Source organism: Halorussus ruber (assembly GCF_004765785.1).
GTDB classification, from domain to species: Archaea; Halobacteriota; Halobacteria; order Halobacteriales; family Haladaptataceae; genus Halorussus; species Halorussus ruber.
This window is the reverse complement of the sequence record NZ_SBIT01000002.1, coordinates 167093-186974: the sequence shown is the minus strand read 5'-3', so window position 1 is coordinate 186974 and position 19882 is coordinate 167093. Positions and strand designations below refer to the sequence as shown.

Here is a 19882-nt window from a genome sequence, read left to right as displayed (position 1 = left end):
CTCTTCGTCCGCGTGCTAGGTTTTGTAAAATCGGCCGGGATTCCCAGTAGTACCGACGCAGATTCCGGACTGATTGTCGTATCGAATTCCTCGAAAGCCCTCGTCCTTTCAGTCCGTCAGGACTGTAGTTTGTTCCGCCAGCGCGAAACCCGGCGGACAGGTCTCTCGACTGATTTTGTCGGTCAGTCGAAGAGCCCGACTCCCTCCGGTCTCGCACGCGCACGTTCGTCTTGAGTAAGGCGGTACTGCTCGAACTCGGCTTCGAGGTCGTCGATGGCCTCGCGGCGCTCCTGATGGGCGTCGAGGAAGTCCGCGATTCGCTCGGCGGCGTAGGCCTTGAGTTCCCCGCTGAGGAGGTCGCCCGCCCGGTACTCCGCGGCGAGGCGGTCGAGGGTCCGGTCGTCCTCCTCGAAGAAGAACGCCAGCAGTTGGTAGGCAACGTCGACCTCGGGGTCGCCGCCGTGTTCGCGGTGGGCGTCGAGGCTGGACCGCCCGCCGGAGTAAGCGTGGGTCTGGACTTTCTGTTCGACCGTCTCGCGGTCGTCCGTGAGTTGGATGGCGGGCACCTCGCTCGAACTGCTCATCTTGCCCGGGCCGTCGAGCGTGGGGAGGAACTTGCTCAGCAGGGCCGCGGGCTTGTCCACGTCGAACGCCTCCTTGGCGGCCACGTCGCGAGCGAGTCGGACGTGGGGGTCTTGGTCCACCGCGATGGGAACGACGCTGGCGTGTCGTCCGTGGACCAGTTGGGGCAACAGCAGGTGGGCGATTTGGACCGCCGGGTAGAACGCCATCCCGACGTTGTCGGGCCGCCCGTAAGTCGCCTCCATCGTGGACTGTGTGACCCGGTCGGCGAACTGTGCGGCGAGCGGGTAGATTACGTCCGCGTCGGCGGTGTCCACGACGATGCGGGTCCGTTCGGGGTCGAAGCCGACCGCCAGCAGGTCCCACAGGTTCTCTCTTGTGTACTCGTCAATATCGGCGAGCGAGAGGTCCTTCGTAAAGTGCTTCTCGTCGTCCGAGAGGGGGATGTAGACGTGTGCCCCCGTCTGCTCCTGCAGGTGCTTGGCGAAGTAGAACGGCAGGACGTGCCCGAGGTGCATCGGTCCCGAGGGACCGCGCCCGGTGACGACCGAGACGGTTTCGCCGCTGTTCGCCGCCCGGAGGAATCGGTCTACGTCCCGGCCCGCGTAGAACACCCGCCGCCGGACCATCGGGTGGTCGGGGAACCGGGCGATTTGGTCGTCGGTCAGTTCGTCCGCGCCGAATCGGTCGAGGAGTTCGCGGTAGTCCACGTCGCCCTCGACCGCGTAGGGCGTGACGGTGAAGTCGTCTGATTGCTGGTCCGTCGGCCCGTCGGACTGCTGGTCTGTCGAATCTGTCGGTCGATCCGTCGAGTTCGCTGGCATGGTGTCGTGATATCGGTGGCTGTCGCTCGGAAGTCGGTGCGAGAACGAAGAGAACGCGAGTGAGCGCCGCCACCGCCGACGCCCGGTGAGGCCGACCGCCGTCGGTTACGACACTGTCCGCTCTCCGGGCGTCTGCCAGCGCCAAGTCCGGAGAGCGGACTGCATCGAGTTACCGTAGTCGCGTCGAGGATTTGAACGTTTCGCTCGTCCGAGTCGGTCGAGAAGCTACTTGTCCGGGTCAGCGTTCTCCCGAATCCACTCCTCCAGTTCGTCGCCGCGAACGTCCATCCCCTGTCGCTGGAAGAACGAGGCCACGTTGGCGCAGTCCCGCGTCAGGAACTCGCCGCTGTTGGGGTGGTGAATCGTCACGGCCTGCCCGAGGTCGATGATGACGAGTTCGCCGTCGTGGACGATGATGTTGTACTCGCTCAGGTCGCCGTGGACCAGTCCCGCGTCGTAGAGTCGCCGCATGTACTCCCGAACGACCTCGAAGGCGGTCTCGGGATTTTCGAGGTGAGCGTCGTCCAGCGTGGGCGCTCGCTCGCCGTCAGCGCCGAGGAACTCCATGACGAGGACGTTGCGCTGGACCGCGATTGGCTCGGGGACTCGGACTCCGGCCTTCGCGGCGCGCTTGAGGTTGGCGAACTCCTTGCGCGTCCACGCGAGGACGACTCGCTTCTTGTCGCCCGAGAGTTCCTCGAACCGGGGGTCGCCCACGAGGTAGTCGCGCATGTCCCTGAAATCGGAGGCGTTGATTCGGTAGACCTTGACCGCGACTTCGCCGCGCTCCTCGTCGCCGAGCGCCGAGTAGACGTTTGCTTCCTTCCCCGAGGAGATGGGGCCGCCGAAGGCCCTGACGTAGTCGTCCTGAACCAGTTTGTAGAGGGCACCCAGCGTGGCGTCGTCGAACACCGACTGCTCGACTTTGAACTGCTCGGTGTTCTTCAGGCGCTCGCGGAACTTGTTGAACTCCCGGTCGCGCTGTCGCTGGACCTTGTCGGCTTCCGTGTCGGATACGTCGATCTCCTCCCACTCGTCGCCGGGTTCCTCGGCGTTTTCGAGGTCGAGTAGGCCGTACTCCTCGGGCATCTGTGCCGACCTAGCGCGTCCAGCGATAAAAGGGTGGGCTTCCTTGGAGAATGGTGTTTAGAGTAGTTAGTCAAACTGGAGTCGCAGTTTCGAAAGCCCTCGCGCGGTTCGCGGCCGCTCAGCGACATATCTGCGCCTCTCCGCACCGCCCGGCACAGATAGGGGTCGCTGAGACGACCATGTCCTTCGGACGCGAACCGCGCTCGCCCTTTCAGTCCGCCAGGACATGGCTTGTATCACCAAGCGAAGTGTGTTTTAAACATCGCCTTCCGAGGCGGGAGGGTTCAGTACTGCTCGCGGTGGAGAATCTCCTCGACATCCCGGCGCGGGAGTCGCTCGGGTTCCTCGCCGCCGCTCGGGCCGACCGCGATGAGCATCACGGGAATCTTGTCCTCGGGGAGGTCGAGGAACTCGGCCATCCCTTCAAAGTCGAAACCGCTCATCGGCGTGGCGGCCAGTCCGCGGGCGTGGGCCGACAGGAGGAGATTCTGGGCCGCGAGACTCGCGTTCCGGATAGCGTAATCGCGCCCGGCCTGTTCGCTCTGGTAGCCAGCGACCGTCTGTTCTTTGACCTGTTCGCCGGTCTCGGCGTCGAAACGGCCCGCTTGGACCCACTGGTCGAACACGCGGTCGGCCGTCTCGGGTTCGGTGTGGCCGACGACCAGAATCGCGGTCCCGGCCGCTCGGACGTGTTCCTGCCCGTAGGCGAGTTCGACGACCTCTTCGAGTCGGTCGTCGTCCTGCACGGCGACGAACTCCCACGGCTGAAGGTTGTACGACGAGGGCGCGAGCGCGGCGTCCCGAACCAGCGCTTCGAGCGTCTCGTCGTCTAACTCGGCCTCGGGGTCGAAGTTGTGGCCCGACCGCCGGGTTCGGATGGCACGGATGGCCTCGGGTATCTCCTCGTCGTGCGCTACGTCGCTCTCTTCGAGTTCGGCTTGCTGGAGAGTCACGAGACACCGTAAGAGGCCGGTAAGTAAACGAAAATCGCAAGCCCGCGTTCTTGCCGATTGGGGGTCGCTGTCGATAGCGCGGCGGTGAGCAGGTTACGTCGGCGTCACCGAGTCAGGTGTATCGCTAGCGAGAGCCAACCAGGTGCGGGACGGGCTAGCTACTGTACCGCGAGCGAACGAAGTGAGTGAGCGGACCAAGGAACTCCTCGAAGCCTCGCGCCGACGGCGCGAGGCTGAGGGGGTGACGCCGTGTTTTTGGTCGAGCTTTTTATCGCGCGAGGCCGCCGCAGGCGGCCTCGCTCGCAATAAAAAGGTCGTTCTTATTGGATGTGCCCTTCTTCCCGAAGCTGGTCGGCTTCCTGCTTGTCGTAGCGCCACTTGATGTCGGCCTTCTCGTCCTGCCAGTCCCACGGCTCGACCAGTACCACGTCGTCCTCCCGAATCCAGATGCGCTTTTGCATCTTGCCCGGAATCCGGGCGGTGCGCTCCGTCCCGTCTGCGCATCGTACTTTCACGCGATTCGCGCCGAGCATGTTGGTGACGGTGGCGAACACCTCGTCGTCGTCTGGCATGCGGAGGTTCTTCCGCCGTCCGCCGTCGTTGTCACTCATATTTTTGGTTTGGAGACGGGGAGGTTTAAATCCGCCGTCGTCTGTCCCTCCCGTTTCCGGAGCAAGGTCTTTAAGTCGCGCCCGAACCCACCCCGAGGTATGCTTGACAAACTCGGCACCAAGGGTATCCTCGGCGTACTCCTCTTGCTCGCGGGTATCGCCGTCATCGCCATCCAGAACCTCATCATCGCGGCCGGAATCGGACTCGTCGTCCTCGGGTTCGTCCTGACCGCGTGGGGCCTCGTCTCGGGCCTCATGGCGAGTTTCGGCATGGGCGGCATGATGGGCGGCGGCTTCGAGTAGGGTTCTCCGACCGGAACACGGAGTCAGCGTCGGTACTCGTCGCAAATTCTCGCCGATGCAAAACAATAGAATAGTTGGTCTAAGAAATAATTCTGTTTCTTAGAAAACTATATAGCTGTGTCTGAGGGTCGCGGACTACTGCTCCAACTCCCGCAACTTCTCGCGGCCCGGCGCGACCAACTTGTCGAGGTACGTCGCCAGCGCGCCCTTCGCGTCCGCCGGGTGAAGCTCTCCGCTCTCCAAGTCGTCGGCCAGCGCCTCGTAGTCGTCGTACTCCAGATTGCCGCCGTACTCGTCGGGGCGCTCGACCACGACCGTCTCGAAGCGCGGGAAGATGTGGTACTGGAAGATTTCGAGGACGGGGTTTTCGAGGTCGCCCTCCGGGTCGCGGGTCGGCGGGCAGAACGCCGAGTTGACCTTCTCCTCGATGTCCTCGGTGCTGTCCTCCATCGAGATGGTGACGCCGGAACTGCTCGACATCTTGCCCTCGCCCGTGCCGAGGTCGGCCAGAATCGGCGTGTGGAGGCACGGCCGGGCGTCGTAGCCGATTTCCGGTAGCTCCTCGCGCATCAGCATGTGGACCTTGCGCTGGTCCAACCCGCCGACCGCCAAGTCCAAGTCGAGGTACTCGATGTCCAGCGCCTGCATCAGCGGGTAGACGACGTGGCTGACCTTCGCGGTCTCGTCGCCCTGAATCTCGGCCATCGCTCGCTGGGCGCGGTTGAGCGTCGTGTCCAACTCTAGCTTGTGGAGGTCCAGCGCGTAGTCGTCGTCCAACTGGTAGTCGGAGCCGTAGACGAACTCGGTCTTCTCGTCGTCCAGTCCGTAGGCGAGGAACTGCTTGCGCATCTTCTCGGCGGTCGCCTCGATTTCCTCGAAGGTGCCCTTCCCGTTGAGGTAGGCGTGAACGTCCGCCAGCAGGATGACGACCTCCATCCCGGCCTCCTGCAGGTCGATGAGCTTGTTGGCGGTGAGCATGTGCCCGATGTGGAGGACCCCCGAGGGTTCGTATCCGACGTAGACCCGCTTGCCCTCGGGGTCCTCGGCGAGTTCCTCGACCTCCTCGTCGGTCACTACCTCCTCGGCGTTCCGCGTAATCAACTCGTAGGCGTCCATACGCGGTTTGTGTCTCGCACGGGGCTTTAGCGTTCCGGGACTGTGCTAACGGTTGGGACGCGCGTCGGCGGTTCTGGCGGTATTTATCTAGATAGAAAATCCTGAAATTTGTATCACGGACTCTGCCCGCTGGCCCCGGACCGCGATTCGTACTTCCGGTCGGCGCGATGCTCGCTGATGAGTCGGTCCAACTGCTCGGCCTTCTGTTCCTTGCGGCGCTCCTCGGCGCGGTCCTCCCAGTCCTCGATGACGGCCTCGACCTCGCTCTCGCGGGTGACGGCCAACTCGTCTACCTCTTGAATCGTCACGTCGTCGGCGGGTCCGACTGGAATCTCCCTGTCGAACAGCACTTCGTCGGCGGCGTCCGAGAGGCCACCGTCGCCGGTCAGCACGACTTTCGGGTCCACCTCGGCGAGGCGCTCGGCGGTCGAGCGCCCTGCGCCCGAAGCGTCCCGGAGGTAGACCACGTCGTCGGTGGCGAGGCCGAAGCTCTCGTGGGCGCGCTCGATGGCTCCCTTGGTGAACTTCTCGACCGGTTTGACCGGGGTGAGTCCGGCCTTCTTCTCCGAGACGTCGCTGAAGTTCGAGTGGTCGAGCTTCCAGAGTTCCTTGAGTCGGGCGAGTTTGCCCTCCAAGTTCTCGATTTTCTCGTCGCGCTCGTCCAGTTCGCGTTCGAGGCGCTGGTTCTCGCGTTCGAGTCGGGAGACCTCCCGGCGCTCGCGGACCTCCTTGCGCTCCTCGCTTCTGGCCTGTTCGAGGTCACCCTTCAGTTGGCCGATGCGGCCCTCCTTGCGCTCGATGGTGTCCTCCAATTCCTCGATGTGGTCTTCCAGTCGCTCGACCTGCGACTCCAACTCCTTGATGCGCTTCTCCTCGGCGGTCAGCTCGCGGGGCGTATGCTCGGTCTCTTCCTCCTCGGGTTCGTCGTCCTCGGAGAGGTCCGCGAGCGCCGTCTCCACCGAGTCCTCGCCAGCGACGACCCGAGCAGTGACCTCCCCGCGGTCCATCCTCGGGGGCACCTTCTCGGCGATGCGCTCGAACTGGTCCTGATGGTCGTCGAACGCGCAGAGGGCGGCGGCCATCGCGTCGCGCTCGTGGTCGTTGTCGTAGTCGTGGTCGCGGGTCCGGTGTTGCTTCTCGTCTATCGGCAGGTCCGACTGGGGAATCCACCCCTCGGCGTCGAAGCTCCGGCGAATCTTCTCGACGGTCTCGGGCATCGGTTCCACGTCGGCGGCGACGACGACCGGCCGCCCGCGCTCGATGATCCACTCGATGACCTCGGCGGTGTCGGCGGTCCGGGTGCTGAACACGTCCAGAATTGTCCCGTCTAAGTCCGCCACCGCGACCGCGGTGGTCGTGCCGGGGTCGATACCGACGAGGACGTGGTCCCGGCGCTTGGCGAGCGGTTCGAACTCGATGCCGTCCCGGCGCTCGCGCTCGACTTCCACGCGCACGTCGCCGGACCGCTCGTTCGAGACCGGGATGTCCTCGGGTCGGCCTTCGACCTCGAAGACGGCGTTCGAGAACCCGCCGTACTTCTCGGTCACGTCGCGCTCGTAGTCGAGGCCCGCCGCGTCGAGTTCGGACTCGACTTCCCTCGCGCGGGTCTTGACCGACCCGTGAATCCGGCGGGTGTATCGGTCCTCGCTCCACCCACCCTTGCCGGTCGAGCGACCCCGCGAGACCTTGATTTTCGTCGTGTTGGTAAACGCGGAGACCTCGTAGCCGACGTTTCCGGCGGCGAGGCGCGCGGCGGCCTCGGCCTCCTTCATCGGCTTCTTGTCGTAGGGTACCCCGTGGCGCGAGGAGACCCGCGATAGCGGCTCGGGGCGCTCGGCCCCAGTGACCTGCACGAGCCGGGTTCCGTCGGGTAGCTCGCGCAAGAAGTGGACGAGGGCGTCCTTGTCGGCGGCCAACTCGTACATGTTGTCGGTCGCCACGAGCGCTGGCTCCTCGCGTTCGATGAGTCGGCGGAGTTTGCGGTGTGACACCACGTCGCGGTCGATGTTCTCGCCATCGAACGCGACGAGCGCGTAGGAAGGTGCGTCGCCGCGGACGTCCCCGCTCTGGACGTCCACGCCGAAGACGAGCGTGTCGAGGGCACTCGTGCGGGCGTTCACGGCCGGGCGTAGGGGGTCGGCGGATATAAATCCGACGCGGGGGCTGGATTTCTACCCGCGATTCCGGAGTGCAGGTTGTCGTGGGGAAGGGTCGAAGGACGGAAGACGATAGTTTTGGGCTTGAACACGGGCGTCTACTGCACTCCCCCGCGACCGCCCCGCGACCGCACCTCGTCCTCCCCAACCTCCTGTGCTTCTCGGTCGCTCCGCTCCCTGCGATGCTCGTCCCTCGCGCACGGGCACGGCGCTCACGAGCGCCGTGCTTCGCGCGCGCCAGACTACATTATTTAAATCTATTTAAATCCGATACCTGCCCGAAATTACTAAAACCCGCGTCGCACCCAAAAAAGAAGCGTCGAGAGTCGTTTCGAGAACTGTTCTGTCTGCGTTACGCGGCGGCCGTAATCGGGGCTGAATCCTGCGTGATGGGCGCGAGACTGGCCGAATCGGTCTGCTTCCCGTCTTCCTTCTGGTGGCCCTTCTTCTCGCCCGAATCGCTGGCCTCGAAGTCGGCGTTCAGAACCGAGTGTTCGAAGTAGACGCGCTCGTAGGCGCTCGTGTCGTACTCGCCGTAAATCTGGAGCGTGCCGCCGTCGCCAGCGAGCGTCCGGTACTCGGCGTTGTCGAAGCCGACCTCGACGTGGCCCTCCTCGACCGTGAATCACGTTTAAGCAAGAAATAAAATTGGAATGAAAATATTCTATTGTTCTATATATTGGATATTATTCCCTCTCTATTCCGAAACCCGGCCTCGCTCGACGACCCCGTTCGTCACGACGCCGACCGCACCGCCCAGACCACCCGCCACGCCGAGCGCCAGCGGTGCGACGACGCCACCGAGGAGGACGATGCCCCCGAGTTCGGGCCGCATCGTGAACGACTCGTAGATAGCGAGGTAGACCGTCAGTACCCCGCCCGCGCCGCCAGCCAGCGTTCCGTGCCAGAGGCCGCCCGCCGCCGACTCGCAGGCGGTTCCGAGCGCGACGCCGACTAGCGCCGCCGCGACGAGGTAGGTCCACATCGGCGCGCCGGGTTCGAGGACCGACGCGCCCAGAATGGCCCACCCCGCGACTGCGACCGCTCCGCCGACTGCGGGCCGGACGAGGATGTCGTCCGGCCCGCCGACCGTCGTGCCGACCGCCAACAGCAGACCGCCGACGACGCCGAGGCCGAGCGCGAACGCGATTGCGCCGATTGCGCCGCCGTCGGGGCCGCCGGTCGCGTACCCGAGGAGGCCCGCCGCGAGGTCGCCGACTACGCAGGCGACGAGCGCGAGAAGAGAAGCGGTGTTCTGATTTCGGTGGGCTTCGGTCACGTCCGGGGCGTCTCGTCGGGGGGAGAAAAAGCTAGGTTTCGGACTACCTTCGCCGAGGGCGGAGACTACTCGTCGGGGTACGGAACGTCCCGGTTCTCGCCGTCGTCGGGCACGAACGCCTCGCCGTCGAACGCCTCGCGGGCCTCTCGAACGTGGTCGGAGACGTTTCCGGCGTAGCGCGAGGAGATGTGGGTCAGCGCCAACCGCTGAACGTCGGCCCGGTTGGCGATTTCGGCGGCCTGCCGGGCGGTCGAGTGGGCGGTGTCGGCCGCGCGGTCGGCCCGGTCGTCGGCGAAAGTCGCGTCGTGGACGAGCATGTCGGCGTCCTCGGCGATTTCCGCGACCGTGGCACTCGGTCGAGTGTCGCCCGTGTAGACGAACTTCCGGCCCGGTCGGGGGTCGCCGACGACTTGCTCGGGTTCGACCGTCGTCCCGTCGTCCAGTTCGACGGATTCGCCCTCGTGGAGTTGCGAGAACTTCGGGCCGACCGGGACGCCCAACTCCTCGGCCTTCTCGCGGTCGAACCGGCCCTTGCGGTCGTCCTCGACGAGGGCGTAGCCCAGCGAGTTGGTGTCGTGGTCGGTCCGAAAGGCCCGGATTTCGTAGTCCTCGCGCCGGACCGCGGTCTCGTCCGGGCCGACGCCGTAGATGTGGACCGGGAACGAGGGGTGGTTGTCGGCGGCGTGGACCAACTCGTGGATGTCGTCCTCGGTCCCGTCGGGCGTGTAGATTGTCAGGGCCTCCTCGCGGTCGTTGAAGTCGAGGGTCTGAATCAGGCCCGGAAGCCCCAGAACGTGGTCGCCGTGGAGATGCGTCACGAAGATATCGGAGATAGTGAACCCCGTGCCGAAGCGCATCATCTGGCGCTGGGTGCCCTCGCCCGCGTCGAACAGCAACCGGTCTCCCTCCCGGTTGACCAGCACCGAACTCGGGTTTCGCTCTGTGGTCGGTACTGCCCCACCGGTTCCGAGAAAGGTCACGCGCATCGACATCCTCAAGGGTACTCCGAGTGCCCGCGGGAAAGCGCCTTCGAAATCCCGACCGCGATATGCTGAGTTACCCCGGCGGAAACAGTCGGTTACGAGTCGAAGCACCTGCCCCGAACCGCGGGATAGTCCGGGCCTAAACCGACGTATCTCGCTGTTACGCTCGTAAACAGTCGCGCCCGTTTATTCGCGGTCTTGCCGTCTGATATTCTGCAGATTGGGGGTTACAAATGACACGTAATAGCAGAACAATTAGCGCCGTCTTCATGGCGGTGCTGCTGGTTTTGGCGAGCGGTACAGCCGTATCGCTCGCAGTGACTGGTAGTTCGACAACAGACGCAGGGACGAACGCGGTGGGGGTCCAAGAGACGACCACCGCGGCAGAAGACGACAACGAGACGGCGTCCGTGACGATAAACGAACAGGAAACCGACGGCGAGCAGGTCGTCGTCGAGTCGGTGACGATGCCTGAGGGTGGCTTCATCGCTATCCACGACTCGTCGGTCGCCGAGGCTCCGATTGCGAGCGTCCTCGGCAACTCGGTGTATCTCGAACCGGGCACTCACGAGAACGTGACCATCACGCTCGCCCGGCCCATCACCGAGGACCAGACGCTCGTCGCCATGCCGCACTTCGACACGAACGATAACGAAGTGTACGACTTCGTCCTCTCGACCGGCGAGTTGGACGGCCCGTACACCGCTGACGGTTCGGTCGTCGTCGACCAGGCCAACGTGACCGTCACTCAGGAGACGACCACGACGACGGAAGAGGCCGAGGAGACCACGACTGAAGGTGTCGAAGAGACCACGACCGAGGAAGTCGTGGACGAGACCACGACCGCGGCACCCGGCGAAACCACGACCGAGGCCGAAGAGCCGCCCGCCGGGATGGAGCAGTTCATCTTCAAGGTCGAAGAGATGAGCATCGACCGGTGGTCCTTCGTCGTCGGTGACGAAGAGACGCCCGACCGGACCGAGACCGTCCGCAACATCAACGTTCAGGACCGGCGGGTCGTCATCAACCTGGCCGAAGTGCTTCGGCAGGCCGAAGCCAGTCAGGGCCAGATGGGTCAGATGACTACCCAGAGTCCCGAACAGGTCGAAGAACAACTCGAAGAGAACATCACTCAGGACATCCAGACGGTCCGGTTCGTCATCGAGAACGTCAACGTCGAGAACGTGACGTTCGTCATTCTGGCTCCGGAGGACGTCGACCTCCCCCAGCCGCCGATGATGACCACCACGGAAGCGCCTGAGGAAACGACGACCGAAGAAGTCGTGGAAGAGACGACCACCGAGGAGGTCGTCGAGGAGACCACGACTGCGGCACCCGAAGAAACGACGACCGCAGCACCTGAAGAGACCACGACCGAGGAGGTTGTCGAGGAGACGACCACCGAAGAAGTCGTGGAAGAGACGACTGCGACACCCGAGGAGACCACGACCGAGGAGGTTGTCGAGGAGACGACCACCGAGGAAGTCGTGGAGGAGACCACGACCGAGGAAGTTGTCGAGGAGACGACCACTGAAGAAGTCGTGGAGGAGACCACGACCGAGGAAGTTGTCGAGGAGACGACCACTGAAGAAGTCGTGGAGGAGACCACGACCGAGGAAGTCGAGGAAACCACCACGGAAGAAGTGGAGGAGACCACGACTGAAGCGGTCGAGGAGACCACGACTACTGAAGAGACCATTGGGGCTGTAGACCTCAACTCGTTCGAGGTCTCGCAGTTGGACGCGCCCGAGAGCGCGACGGCTGGCGACACCATCACGGTGAGCGCGACCGTCAGTAACCCCAACGACCAGGAAGCCACGCAGACAGTCGCCTTCCGCCTCGAAGGCACCGTCATCGCTCGTGAGACCGTCACGCTCGACGCTGGCGAGCAGACGAACGTCTCCTTCGAGGTCGACACCGAAGGCGTGCCTGCGGGCCAGTACATCCACGGCGTGTACACCCGCGACTTCGGTGAACTCGCGGTCATCGTCCTCGAAGAACCCGGCGCGGAGACGACGACTGCTGCCGCCGGTGAGACGACGGCCGCCGCTGGTAACGAGACGACCACCGCCGAAGCGTAACGCCGTACCGCGGTCGGGAGTCAGTTCCCGACCAGACGTTCCCAAATTCATACTGTTTTTGGAGTTCAAATCCGTTTAATCGCAAGACGGCGTCGGGTTCAAAACGGGTGCGAACGGGAACGACCCTTTATTACCGACTGCTGAGTGCGGACCAACCGTAATGAGGCGATACGCGACTGTCTGTCTCGCAGTGATGCTACTGCTCGCCGGATGTATCGGCGGGCAGGGAGGAACGGCCACGTCGCCGGACGCGGGCGACGGCGAAACGACGAGTGCGGAACTGACTGCGGCGGGAACGACCGCCGCGACCACAGATTCAGCGACTACAGACTCCGAGACCGGGGGTTCGGTCGAGGACTCGACGGACGGTGACGCGAGCGCGGTGGACCTCTACCTGAGCGACGAACAGAACGCGATGGGCGACTTCGCGCACCTGAACGTCACCGTCTCGGAGGTCGGCATGAAGCGCGCTGGCGGCGGGTGGACGACCCACGAGGTAGACGACCGCACGGTGGACCTGACGCGACTCCCCGGCGCGAACGCGACTCGTCTCGGGTCCTTCGACGTGGGGAACGGGACCTACGAGACGGTCTTCGTCTACGTCAGCGAGATCAACGGAACGCTGGAGAACGGCGAGGAGGTCCGAGTCAAACTCCCGAGCGAGAAACTCCAGATTCACCAGTCGTTCGCGGTCGGCGCGAACGAGTCGGTGGACTACGTCTTCGACATCTCGGTGTTCAAGGCCGGGAAGAGCGGAAAGTACATCCTCAAGCCGGTCATCAGCGAGTCGGGCACGGACAAGAAAATCGAGGTCCGCGACGGCGAGAAAGACGAGAAGAGGGACGACAAGCACGACGAGGACGACGAACACGACGAGCGCGACGAACACGACGAGCGCGACGGCGGCGACGAACTCGATCTGGACGCCACGTTCGTCGGCAACGTCACCCGCGGCGAGAACGTCACCGTCTCCGTCACCCACAACGGGAGCGCCGTGGCGAACGCGACGGTGTCGGTGAACGGCGACATCGTGGGCGAGACGGCCGCAGACGGGAGCCTGACCGTCTCGGTGCCCGACGCCGAGGAGTTCGAGGTCGAAATCGAGACCGAGCGCGGGGCGGTCGAACTCGAACGCGAGTTCGAGTCCGAGGAGGACGACGAGCGCGAGGACGACGAAACGACGACCGAGAACCAGACGACGACGGCGTAGGCACTCGAACTCGCCGACCGGTTTCGGCACGCAAAACGTCTTGTAAACATAGGCAAATATATTTTAGATAACGAATTTCATTGCTACCGCGCGAAGTCGGTGTCACGGCGACGACTCGCCTGCGGCCCGCCGATAGCCAACCGACCGATTCTTATCCGGCCGGTCCCTACTCGCGGTCGATGGACGCGCCGCTGTGGACCGAACGGTACGCGCCCGACCTCGAAGACCTCCCCCAGTCGGAGGTCCGCGAGTACCTCCAGAAGGCCGTCGACGACCCGATTAACCTCGTCCTCCACGGCCCGTCGGGGGCCGGAAAGACCGCCGCCGTGCGGGCGCTGGCCCGCGAGGCCCACGAGGACCCGGACAACGACCTCGTGGAAATCAACGTCGCGGACTTCTTCGGGATGACCAAGAAGGAAATCGCATCGGACCCGCGCTTCTCGTCGTTCATCGACAGCAAGCGACGGCGCAACTCCTCGAAGGCGGACCTCATCAACCACGTCCTCAAGGAGTCGGCGAGCTATTCGCCGGTCTCGGGGACGTACAAGACGGTCGTGCTGGACAACGCCGAGGCCATCCGCGAGGACTTCCAGCAGGCGCTTCGCCGGGTGATGGAGCGCCACCACGAGGCGACCCAGTTTATCATCACGACGCGCCAGCCGACCAAACTCATCCCGCCCATCAAGTCCCGGTGTTTCCCGGTAGCGATGCGCGCGCCCACCGTCTCGGAGATTGTGGGGGTCTTGGAACAGATTGCGGAGGCCGAGGACATCGAGTACGAGGAGAAGGGCCTGCGGTTCGTCGCGGGCTACGCGAGCGGCGACCTCCGCGAGGCCATCCTCGGTGCCCAGACCACCGTCGAGAAGCAGGGCGAACTCACCCAGACGGCGGCCTTCGAAATTCTCCAAGACGTCGGCATCAAGGCCGAAATCGAGGAGATGCTGGACGACGCCGAGGCCGGGGAGTTCACCGACGCCCGCAAGAAACTCGACGACCTGCTCGTGGACGAGGGCTTCAGCGGCGAGGAGGTCCTCCACGAGATTCTCGACGTGGCCAACTCGGGCCGCTACTCCGGCGACGAACTGGCAGAACTCACCCGCCTCGCGGGCGAAATCGACGTGGACCTCGCCGAGGGGTCGAGCGACCGGGTCCACCTCGGCCACCTGCTTGCGGAACTCGGTGAAGGGGTCGAAGCGTAGCGCGCTGGCGGCCTTCTACCGGTCGGCGAATCGCCCGCCTAACTCTTGGCGCTCCTCGGCGAAGTCCCACCATGCCGAGCCTCGAAGCGACCCACATCCGGAATCGCTACCGAGTTCAGCCCAACGACGCCAACAACTACGAGACGCTCCACGGCGGCGAACTCATGAAGTGGATGGACGAACTCGGCGCGATGTCTGCCATGCGCTTTGCTGGCGAGACTTGCGTCACCGCGGGCGTCGACGACCTCTCTTTCCACCGCCCGGTCCCGGTCGGCGACACCGCCCTCATCGACGCCTACGTCTACGACGCCGGGAAGACCAGCGTCACAGTCCGACTCCGGGCGTGGCGCGAGGACCCTCGGACCGGCGAGACCGAGCGCACGACCGGTTCGTCGTTCACCTTCGTCGCGCTCGGCGAGGAGGGCAAGCCGGTTCCGGTCCCGGAGCTAACGGTCGAGACTGACGAGGAGCGAGAGCTACGCGAGCAGGCCAGAAACGCCGAGTCCTGACCCGACTCAGCGGAAATCAGAGCCGAGCGCGTCGTCGTCGTTTCCGTCGAGAACGACGATGTGCCGGACCAGCGACCGGTGAACCCGGCGCTCGAACTCGTCCTCGACGGTCCAGCCCTGCTGGCGGGCCACGTCGGCCCACGATCGGTCGCCGACGACGACTGCCCGGTCGGCGACGCGGCGAGCCTCCGAGAGCGCGCCCGCCACGAGGTCGTCCAAGTCCAGATTCGCTATCTTCGACTGGCGGCCGTAGGGCGCGTCGAAGACCACGGCCTCAACTGAATCGTCAGGCAGGGGCAGATGGGTCGCGTCGCCTTGCAGGGTGGCCCAGTCGCCGGTCGCGCGCTCATCGGTCTGGAAGTAGTGGCCCAAGTTCTCGGCCGCGCCGCGAGCCATCTTGCGCTGGGCGTCCGCGCCGAGGGCGTTCGCGCCCACCAGTCCGGCCTCGATGAGGACGCCGCCGGTCCCGCACATCGGGTCGAGCAGGGTCGAACCGGGGCGAGCGCCCGCCAGGTTGACCAGCGCGCGGGCCAGCAGGGGGTCCATCCCGCCGGGTTGGAAGAACGGCCGGTCGGTCGGCTTGCGCGCGCCGAAGTCCCGGACGCTCTCGGCTTCCAGCCAACCCAGCAGGCAGGTCTCCTCGGAGAAGAGGGCGCGCAACTCGTGGTCGGGGTCGTCCAAGTCCACCGCGTAGCCCCGGTCTACGAGAATCTGGCCGAGTTCGCGCTCGGCGCGCTGGGTGTCGATACCGGTGGTCTCCCGAACGTCGCGCGCCCTGACCGCGACGGTTCCCTCTCGGTCGAACCCGGCGGCCTCCAGCAGGACGCGGGCCGATTCGATGCTGGCGTCGGTCCGCCCGACCAACTCGCTGGCGCGGCGAGTGTAGGCCAAGTTCCGCACGCGGTCGGTGACGGCGTTGGCGGTGGCGAGTCCGGGCGCGACGAGTTCGACGCCGGTCGCGGCGCTCGCCGCCTCTGCGGCCGCGAATCGGTCCTCCTCTCCGCCGAGTTCCAGCGCGTACACGGTGTATCGAACTCGGCGGTGGCTATTGGGGGTTTCGTCTGCGGTCGGACCCCGCTCGTCGGGGCGCTTCATCGGCCTCCGAGTGCCCCGGATTTTTCCCCTCTGATAAGCGAAACCCCGGCGTTGGGGTCCGAAAGGCCCATAAAAACCCTCAGCACACTTGTCAAGAGGGAGTACCAACCTTTATAAACCTTAAATACGACATTTAAGTCGCGCATGACTGACCCAAAGGAGACCATCAACATTGAAAACGTGGTCGCCTCCACCGGCATCGGGCAGGAACTCGACCTGCAGAGCGTGGCGATGGACCTGGAGGGGGCCGACTACGACCCGGAGCAGTTCCCCGGTCTCGTCTACCGGACCCAGAATCCCAAGTCCGCCGCACTCATCTTCCGGTCGGGCAAAATCGTCTGTACCGGTGCCAAGAGCACGGCTGACGTACACGAAAGCCTCGAAATCGTCTTCGACAAGCTCCGCGAACTCAACATCGACGTGAACGAGGACCCGGAAATCGTCGTTCAGAACATCGTCACGTCCGCGGACCTCGGCCGCAACCTCAACCTCAACGCCATCGCTATCGGCCTCGGACTGGAGAACATCGAGTACGAACCCGAGCAGTTCCCCGGTCTCGTCTACCGACTCGACGAACCCGAAGTCGTCGCGCTGCTGTTCGGCTCGGGCAAACTCGTCATCACGGGCGGCAAGAAACCCGAGGACGCAGAGCAGGCGGTCGACAAAATCGTCTCGCGGCTCGAAGAACTCGGTCTGCTGGAATAGCGCGGTCGAACGCGGAGCGGACGCGGCCTTTCTTTCGTTTTTCGGACGAGGAGCGGCTCGACAACAGCTTTATTCCTCACGCCGAACAAGCTCTTGGCAAGTGACCCTTCCGTGACTCTCGAAGAAATCGACGAGAAGTACAATCTCGGAAGCTGTACCGAAGCCCGTGAAATCGGTCGCTCTGTCGCCCATCTTCGAGATTAGATTTTCTGGCGGACTCGTCCGGCAAACTCCGATTTCGTAAGTCCTGATTCGCTCGTTAGCCGAGCGTTACCCGTCTTTTTCAGAATCGTCGCTGCGAACTGTACTGTTCGTTGCTCGTGACGAGATGCGTATTCCGAGAGTGCCTCGCTCGTGTGCAGTTCTAAGTCGTACTCGCAGAGCGGAATCTCGATTCCACCCTTTCGGCGCACCGTTCGACATCCGAGTTCGGCGAGGTAACGAAACGGAGCGACGTTACGGCGAACGGTCAACAGGCGTTTCGAGTCAACGACGAACCCGTCAACCAACGTCTGCCACTCGTAACTGTCTGTTATTAGTGATGGAAGGCGGAAAGACGAATCAGAACTCGCGTTTGCGTATCCCTCGAACATTCCGAAGGCGGTACGATGGTTCGCATTCGGTAATGCGTGCCAGAGTATCACGTTCGACGCTAACTGCCCACCGACTTCCGGAACCGTTCTCGACCAATCGACTCGTTCGAGTGCGGCCGGAATCCGGCTAATCTCTATGCTCTTGTACGCGCCGAGGGGAACCGATTCTTCTTCGCGCTTCGTCTTTTGAATGCTATCGAACAAATCGAGTAGATACCGGACGATGACCCGCGTATCCGGACCCATCTCGGCGAACGCGCGGTCGAAATCGTACTCGATTTCCTCGGTGTCGGCCACTTCGTTCGTCTTGGTGTAAATCACGTAGACCTCCTCGTCGGGGTTGTAGGTCCTCACCCGCGTTTCGGTCGCGTCCTCGTAGGAGTCGAGTCGTTTCTCGATTGCGTCCGTGTCGGGGTTCACGAAGCCGAGCGAGAACTGGTGGTCCTCAGGGTGGTGGTAGTGGACGAGGTCAGCGGCCATCGTTCGCCCGAATTTCACCCACCGACGACCATAATTTTGACTAAATAGACTACGACTCGGGCCACGGAAACCGCTACTTCCTTGACCTATCCCTCCCGAGGGACACCCATGGCGGTCCCCATCGTCGCGCTGGTCGGTACGTTCCTGTTGGCGGTGCTGTTCTACAGCGTCACCGCACACATCGCCGCGCGGTACGTCCTCGGCGACGTGCCGATAACGCGGGCGTTCCTCGTCGGCGTCGTCCCGGCGGTCATCTCCTTCGCGCTCGAAGCGTATCAGAACCCGGCGGTCATCATCGCCATCGCGCTGGCCGCGGACTTCTTCGCCATCCGCGCCGTGTACCGCCTGCGATACCGGACCGCGGGCGTCGTGGCGCTGGCCCACTACACCGTGAGCGCGCTGTTCGGCATCACGATCTTCAATCTGGTGCGACTGCTCGGCACCGCGCCGACGTGACAAAATCCACCTTTAGAAAATAAAAAAGTTTTCTAAAGCAATAATTTAGTGTCTCTCACACCACGTCGTCGGGGTCGTGCATCTCCCGCATGCGCTCGGCCTCGGTAGCGTACCGCTCGCGGGTCTCCTCGTCCTCGACCGGCGAGAGGCGGTCTGCCGAGACCTCCATCGCGGCGGTGACCTCGGGGACTGCGGCGCGACTGAAACTCGGGACGGCGCGCTCCTTCTGGAGGTAAGCCGCCCCGTCGTCGGTCGCGTACCGGATGACCAGAATGTGGGGCGAGTCCTGCGAGAACGTCCGGTCCACCATCCAGACCTGCACGGACTCGGGCGATTCGGAGGTCTCTGGTGCCTCCTCGGCGCTCGCGTCCAGCGCGCTGTCGAGTTCGGGAGTCATACGATTCTGTACGCGCCGGGCGAGCAAAAGGGGGACAGCCGATTCTCAGGGGGTGAAAACCGGCGAGCGGGCTACTCCACCAATCGCTCGATTTCGGTCACGAGAATCCCGCTCGCGCCGACCGACTTCAACTCGTTGATAGTCTCGAACACGTCGCGCTCGTCCACGACGGCGTGGACCGCGACCATCCCGTCCTTCTCGCCGTTCTCCTTGCTCTCGACGTTCATCACTGTCGGGCCGCCGAGGCCCGGAATCACGTCGCGGACCTCGCTCAGGCGCTCCTCGGGCGCGTTCATCATCAGGTAGCGCTTGCCGTCGGCGGTCAGCACCGACTGGAGGGCCATCACGACCTGCTGGACTTTGTCGTCGTCGGCCACGTCGTCGCGGGCGAAGAGGTAGACCGAACTCGACAGGACCTCGTCCACGATTGCGAGGCGGTTGACCTTCAGCGTCGTTCCGGTACTCGTGATGTCGATGATGGCGTCGGCCATCTCGACGTGGGGCGTGAGTTCGGTCGCGCCGCTGACCTCCACGATGTCGGCCTCGACGTCCTTGTCCTCGAAGTAGCGCTCGGCGATGTTGGGGAACTCGGTCGCCACGGTCCTGCCCGCCACGTCGGCGACCGACTGGATGTTCCCCTCCTCGGGGGCCGCCAGCACCAGTCTGCACCGGCCGAATTCGAGGTCGAGCATCTCCTCTACGTTGCCGGGGTTCGCCTCGCGGACTTGGTCCAAGCCGGTGATTCCCACGTCCGCCGCGCCGTCGCTGACGTACTCGGGGATGTCGGCGGCGCGAGCGAACAGCAGGGACACGTCGGGGTCCACCGTGTCGGCGTACAACTTGCGGTCCGCGCCGTCGACGGCGTGGAGACCGGCGCGTTCGAGCAGTTCCATCGCCGGGTCGTGGAGTCGGCCCTTGTTCGGGACGGCGATTCTCATGGATGGAGGTTTCGCGTTCTTCGGGGAACTAGCTTTCGTCCTCCCGCGAGATTCGCCGATTCTGGAGTTTTGGTTTTTGGTGGAATGTCTCGCTGACCGACGACTGTAGAGTAGAGGTGACAGGACGCTAGCTTCAGGCTCGGACACAGGAGTCGCCGCACCTCGTCCTCCCCAGCCTCCTCGCTCACTCCCTGCGGTCGTTCACTCGTCCCTCGCACGAGGAGTGCGCGCAGTTCTGCGCGCACTCCCGCGCGCCGGACGCTCGGGGGGACTTTCCACCGGAAACGACAGGCCGAACAATCCACGTCCCTGGTGTCTGCGCG

General features: G+C 64.1%; 20 protein-coding genes. 8 read left to right on the top strand and 12 right to left on the bottom strand.

The features are described 5' to 3' along the window. Window positions 1–182 precede the first annotated feature (182 nt). From EPL01_RS08065 to eif1A, 4 genes are all read right to left on the bottom strand, one after another. Window positions 183–1406, bottom strand: a complete 1224-nt coding sequence (locus EPL01_RS08065; protein ID WP_135824751.1) for a tryptophan--tRNA ligase — start codon at window positions 1404–1406, stop codon at window positions 183–185. A 225-nt stretch (window positions 1407–1631) separates the two neighbouring features. After that, entirely contained in the window at window positions 1632–2495 is an 864-nt protein-coding gene (gene rio1, locus EPL01_RS08060) for a serine/threonine-protein kinase Rio1 (RefSeq protein ID WP_135824750.1), read from the bottom strand. Between the two features lie 284 nt (window positions 2496–2779). Next, window positions 2780–3448 carry a nitroreductase family protein gene (locus EPL01_RS08055; protein ID WP_135824749.1) on the bottom strand — a complete coding sequence of 223 codons (669 nt, stop codon included), beginning with the start codon at window positions 3446–3448 and terminating at the stop codon, window positions 2780–2782. A gap of 320 nt (window positions 3449–3768) precedes the next feature. Then, window positions 3769–4059, bottom strand: coding sequence for a translation initiation factor eIF-1A (gene eif1A / locus EPL01_RS08050; RefSeq protein WP_135824748.1), 291 nt, complete (start codon window positions 4057–4059; stop codon window positions 3769–3771). 99 nt (window positions 4060–4158) lie between these two features. Here eif1A and EPL01_RS08045 point away from each other — a divergent pair, with 99 nt between their 5' ends. Beyond that, entirely contained in the window at window positions 4159–4362 is a 204-nt protein-coding gene (locus EPL01_RS08045; RefSeq protein WP_135824747.1) for a DUF7470 family protein, read from the top strand. Window positions 4363–4497: 135 nt separating this feature from the next. On the opposite strand, the gene EPL01_RS08040 is transcribed toward EPL01_RS08045, so the two are convergent. Both EPL01_RS08040 and EPL01_RS08035 read right to left on the bottom strand, forming a co-directional pair. Continuing rightward, on the bottom strand, window positions 4498–5478 hold the full coding sequence (locus EPL01_RS08040; RefSeq protein ID WP_135824746.1) for a tyrosine--tRNA ligase: 981 nt from the start codon (window positions 5476–5478) through the stop codon (window positions 4498–4500). 113 nt (window positions 5479–5591) lie between these two features. Then, window positions 5592–7598, bottom strand: coding sequence for a DUF460 domain-containing protein (locus EPL01_RS08035; RefSeq protein ID WP_135824745.1), 2007 nt, complete (start codon window positions 7596–7598; stop codon window positions 5592–5594). Window positions 7599–8070: 472 nt separating this feature from the next. On the opposite strand from EPL01_RS08035, the gene EPL01_RS08030 reads away from it, so the two are divergent. Next, window positions 8071–8280 carry a hypothetical protein gene (locus EPL01_RS08030; RefSeq protein WP_135824744.1) on the top strand — a complete coding sequence of 70 codons (210 nt, stop codon included), beginning with the start codon at window positions 8071–8073 and terminating at the stop codon, window positions 8278–8280. Window positions 8281–8331: 51 nt separating this feature from the next. On the opposite strand, the gene EPL01_RS08025 is transcribed toward EPL01_RS08030, so the two are convergent. Further along, a complete protein-coding gene (locus EPL01_RS08025) occupies window positions 8332–8913 on the bottom strand; it encodes a hypothetical protein (RefSeq protein WP_135824743.1) in 582 nt (193 codons plus the stop codon). A 65-nt stretch (window positions 8914–8978) separates the two neighbouring features. Beyond that, window positions 8979–9905: a ribonuclease Z gene (rnz, locus tag EPL01_RS08020; RefSeq protein WP_135824742.1), complete on the bottom strand. Its 927-nt coding sequence runs from the start codon at window positions 9903–9905 to the stop codon at window positions 8979–8981. A 347-nt stretch (window positions 9906–10252) separates the two neighbouring features. Between rnz and EPL01_RS21520 the strand changes: the two genes are divergently transcribed. The 4 genes from EPL01_RS21520 to EPL01_RS08000 all read left to right on the top strand — a co-directional run bounded on the left by EPL01_RS21520 (window position 10253) and on the right by EPL01_RS08000 (window position 14895). Next, window positions 10253–11977 carry a DUF7282 domain-containing protein gene (locus EPL01_RS21520; RefSeq protein WP_210424099.1) on the top strand — a complete coding sequence of 575 codons (1725 nt, stop codon included), beginning with the start codon at window positions 10253–10255 and terminating at the stop codon, window positions 11975–11977. A gap of 160 nt (window positions 11978–12137) precedes the next feature. Next, entirely contained in the window at window positions 12138–13187 is a 1050-nt protein-coding gene (locus EPL01_RS08010) for a DUF4382 domain-containing protein (RefSeq protein ID WP_135824741.1), read from the top strand. 179 nt (window positions 13188–13366) lie between these two features. Continuing rightward, complete coding sequence (locus EPL01_RS08005) at window positions 13367–14386, top strand: AAA family ATPase (protein ID WP_135824740.1); 1020 nt, start codon at window positions 13367–13369, stop codon at window positions 14384–14386. A 71-nt stretch (window positions 14387–14457) separates the two neighbouring features. Next, window positions 14458–14895, top strand: a complete 438-nt coding sequence (locus EPL01_RS08000) for an acyl-CoA thioesterase (RefSeq protein WP_135824739.1) — start codon at window positions 14458–14460, stop codon at window positions 14893–14895. Window positions 14896–14901: 6 nt separating this feature from the next. Here EPL01_RS08000 and EPL01_RS07995 read toward each other — a convergent pair whose 3' ends face one another. Continuing rightward, entirely contained in the window at window positions 14902–15918 is a 1017-nt protein-coding gene (locus tag EPL01_RS07995) for a methyltransferase domain-containing protein (protein WP_135825023.1), read from the bottom strand. 216 nt (window positions 15919–16134) lie between these two features. On the opposite strand from EPL01_RS07995, the gene EPL01_RS07990 reads away from it, so the two are divergent. Beyond that, window positions 16135–16695, top strand: coding sequence for a TATA-box-binding protein (locus tag EPL01_RS07990; protein ID WP_135824738.1), 561 nt, complete (start codon window positions 16135–16137; stop codon window positions 16693–16695). 200 nt (window positions 16696–16895) lie between these two features. Here EPL01_RS07990 and EPL01_RS07985 read toward each other — a convergent pair whose 3' ends face one another. Continuing rightward, the gene (locus EPL01_RS07985; RefSeq protein WP_135824737.1) at window positions 16896–17768 is read right to left on the bottom strand and encodes a DUF8172 family protein; all 873 of its coding nucleotides are present in this window, start codon (window positions 17766–17768) and stop codon (window positions 16896–16898) included. Window positions 17769–17876: 108 nt separating this feature from the next. Here EPL01_RS07985 and EPL01_RS07980 point away from each other — a divergent pair, with 108 nt between their 5' ends. Then, window positions 17877–18224, top strand: coding sequence for a DUF7473 family protein (locus EPL01_RS07980; RefSeq protein ID WP_135824736.1), 348 nt, complete (start codon window positions 17877–17879; stop codon window positions 18222–18224). A gap of 55 nt (window positions 18225–18279) precedes the next feature. Here the strand turns inward: EPL01_RS07980 and EPL01_RS07975 are convergent, their stop codons facing one another. Together EPL01_RS07975 and hisG are read right to left on the bottom strand one after the other, a co-directional pair. Continuing rightward, window positions 18280–18621: a DUF7967 family protein gene (locus EPL01_RS07975; RefSeq protein ID WP_135824735.1), complete on the bottom strand. Its 342-nt coding sequence runs from the start codon at window positions 18619–18621 to the stop codon at window positions 18280–18282. A gap of 71 nt (window positions 18622–18692) precedes the next feature. Beyond that, on the bottom strand, window positions 18693–19559 hold the full coding sequence (gene hisG / locus EPL01_RS07970) for an ATP phosphoribosyltransferase (RefSeq protein ID WP_135824734.1): 867 nt from the start codon (window positions 19557–19559) through the stop codon (window positions 18693–18695). Window positions 19560–19882 lie beyond the last annotated feature (323 nt).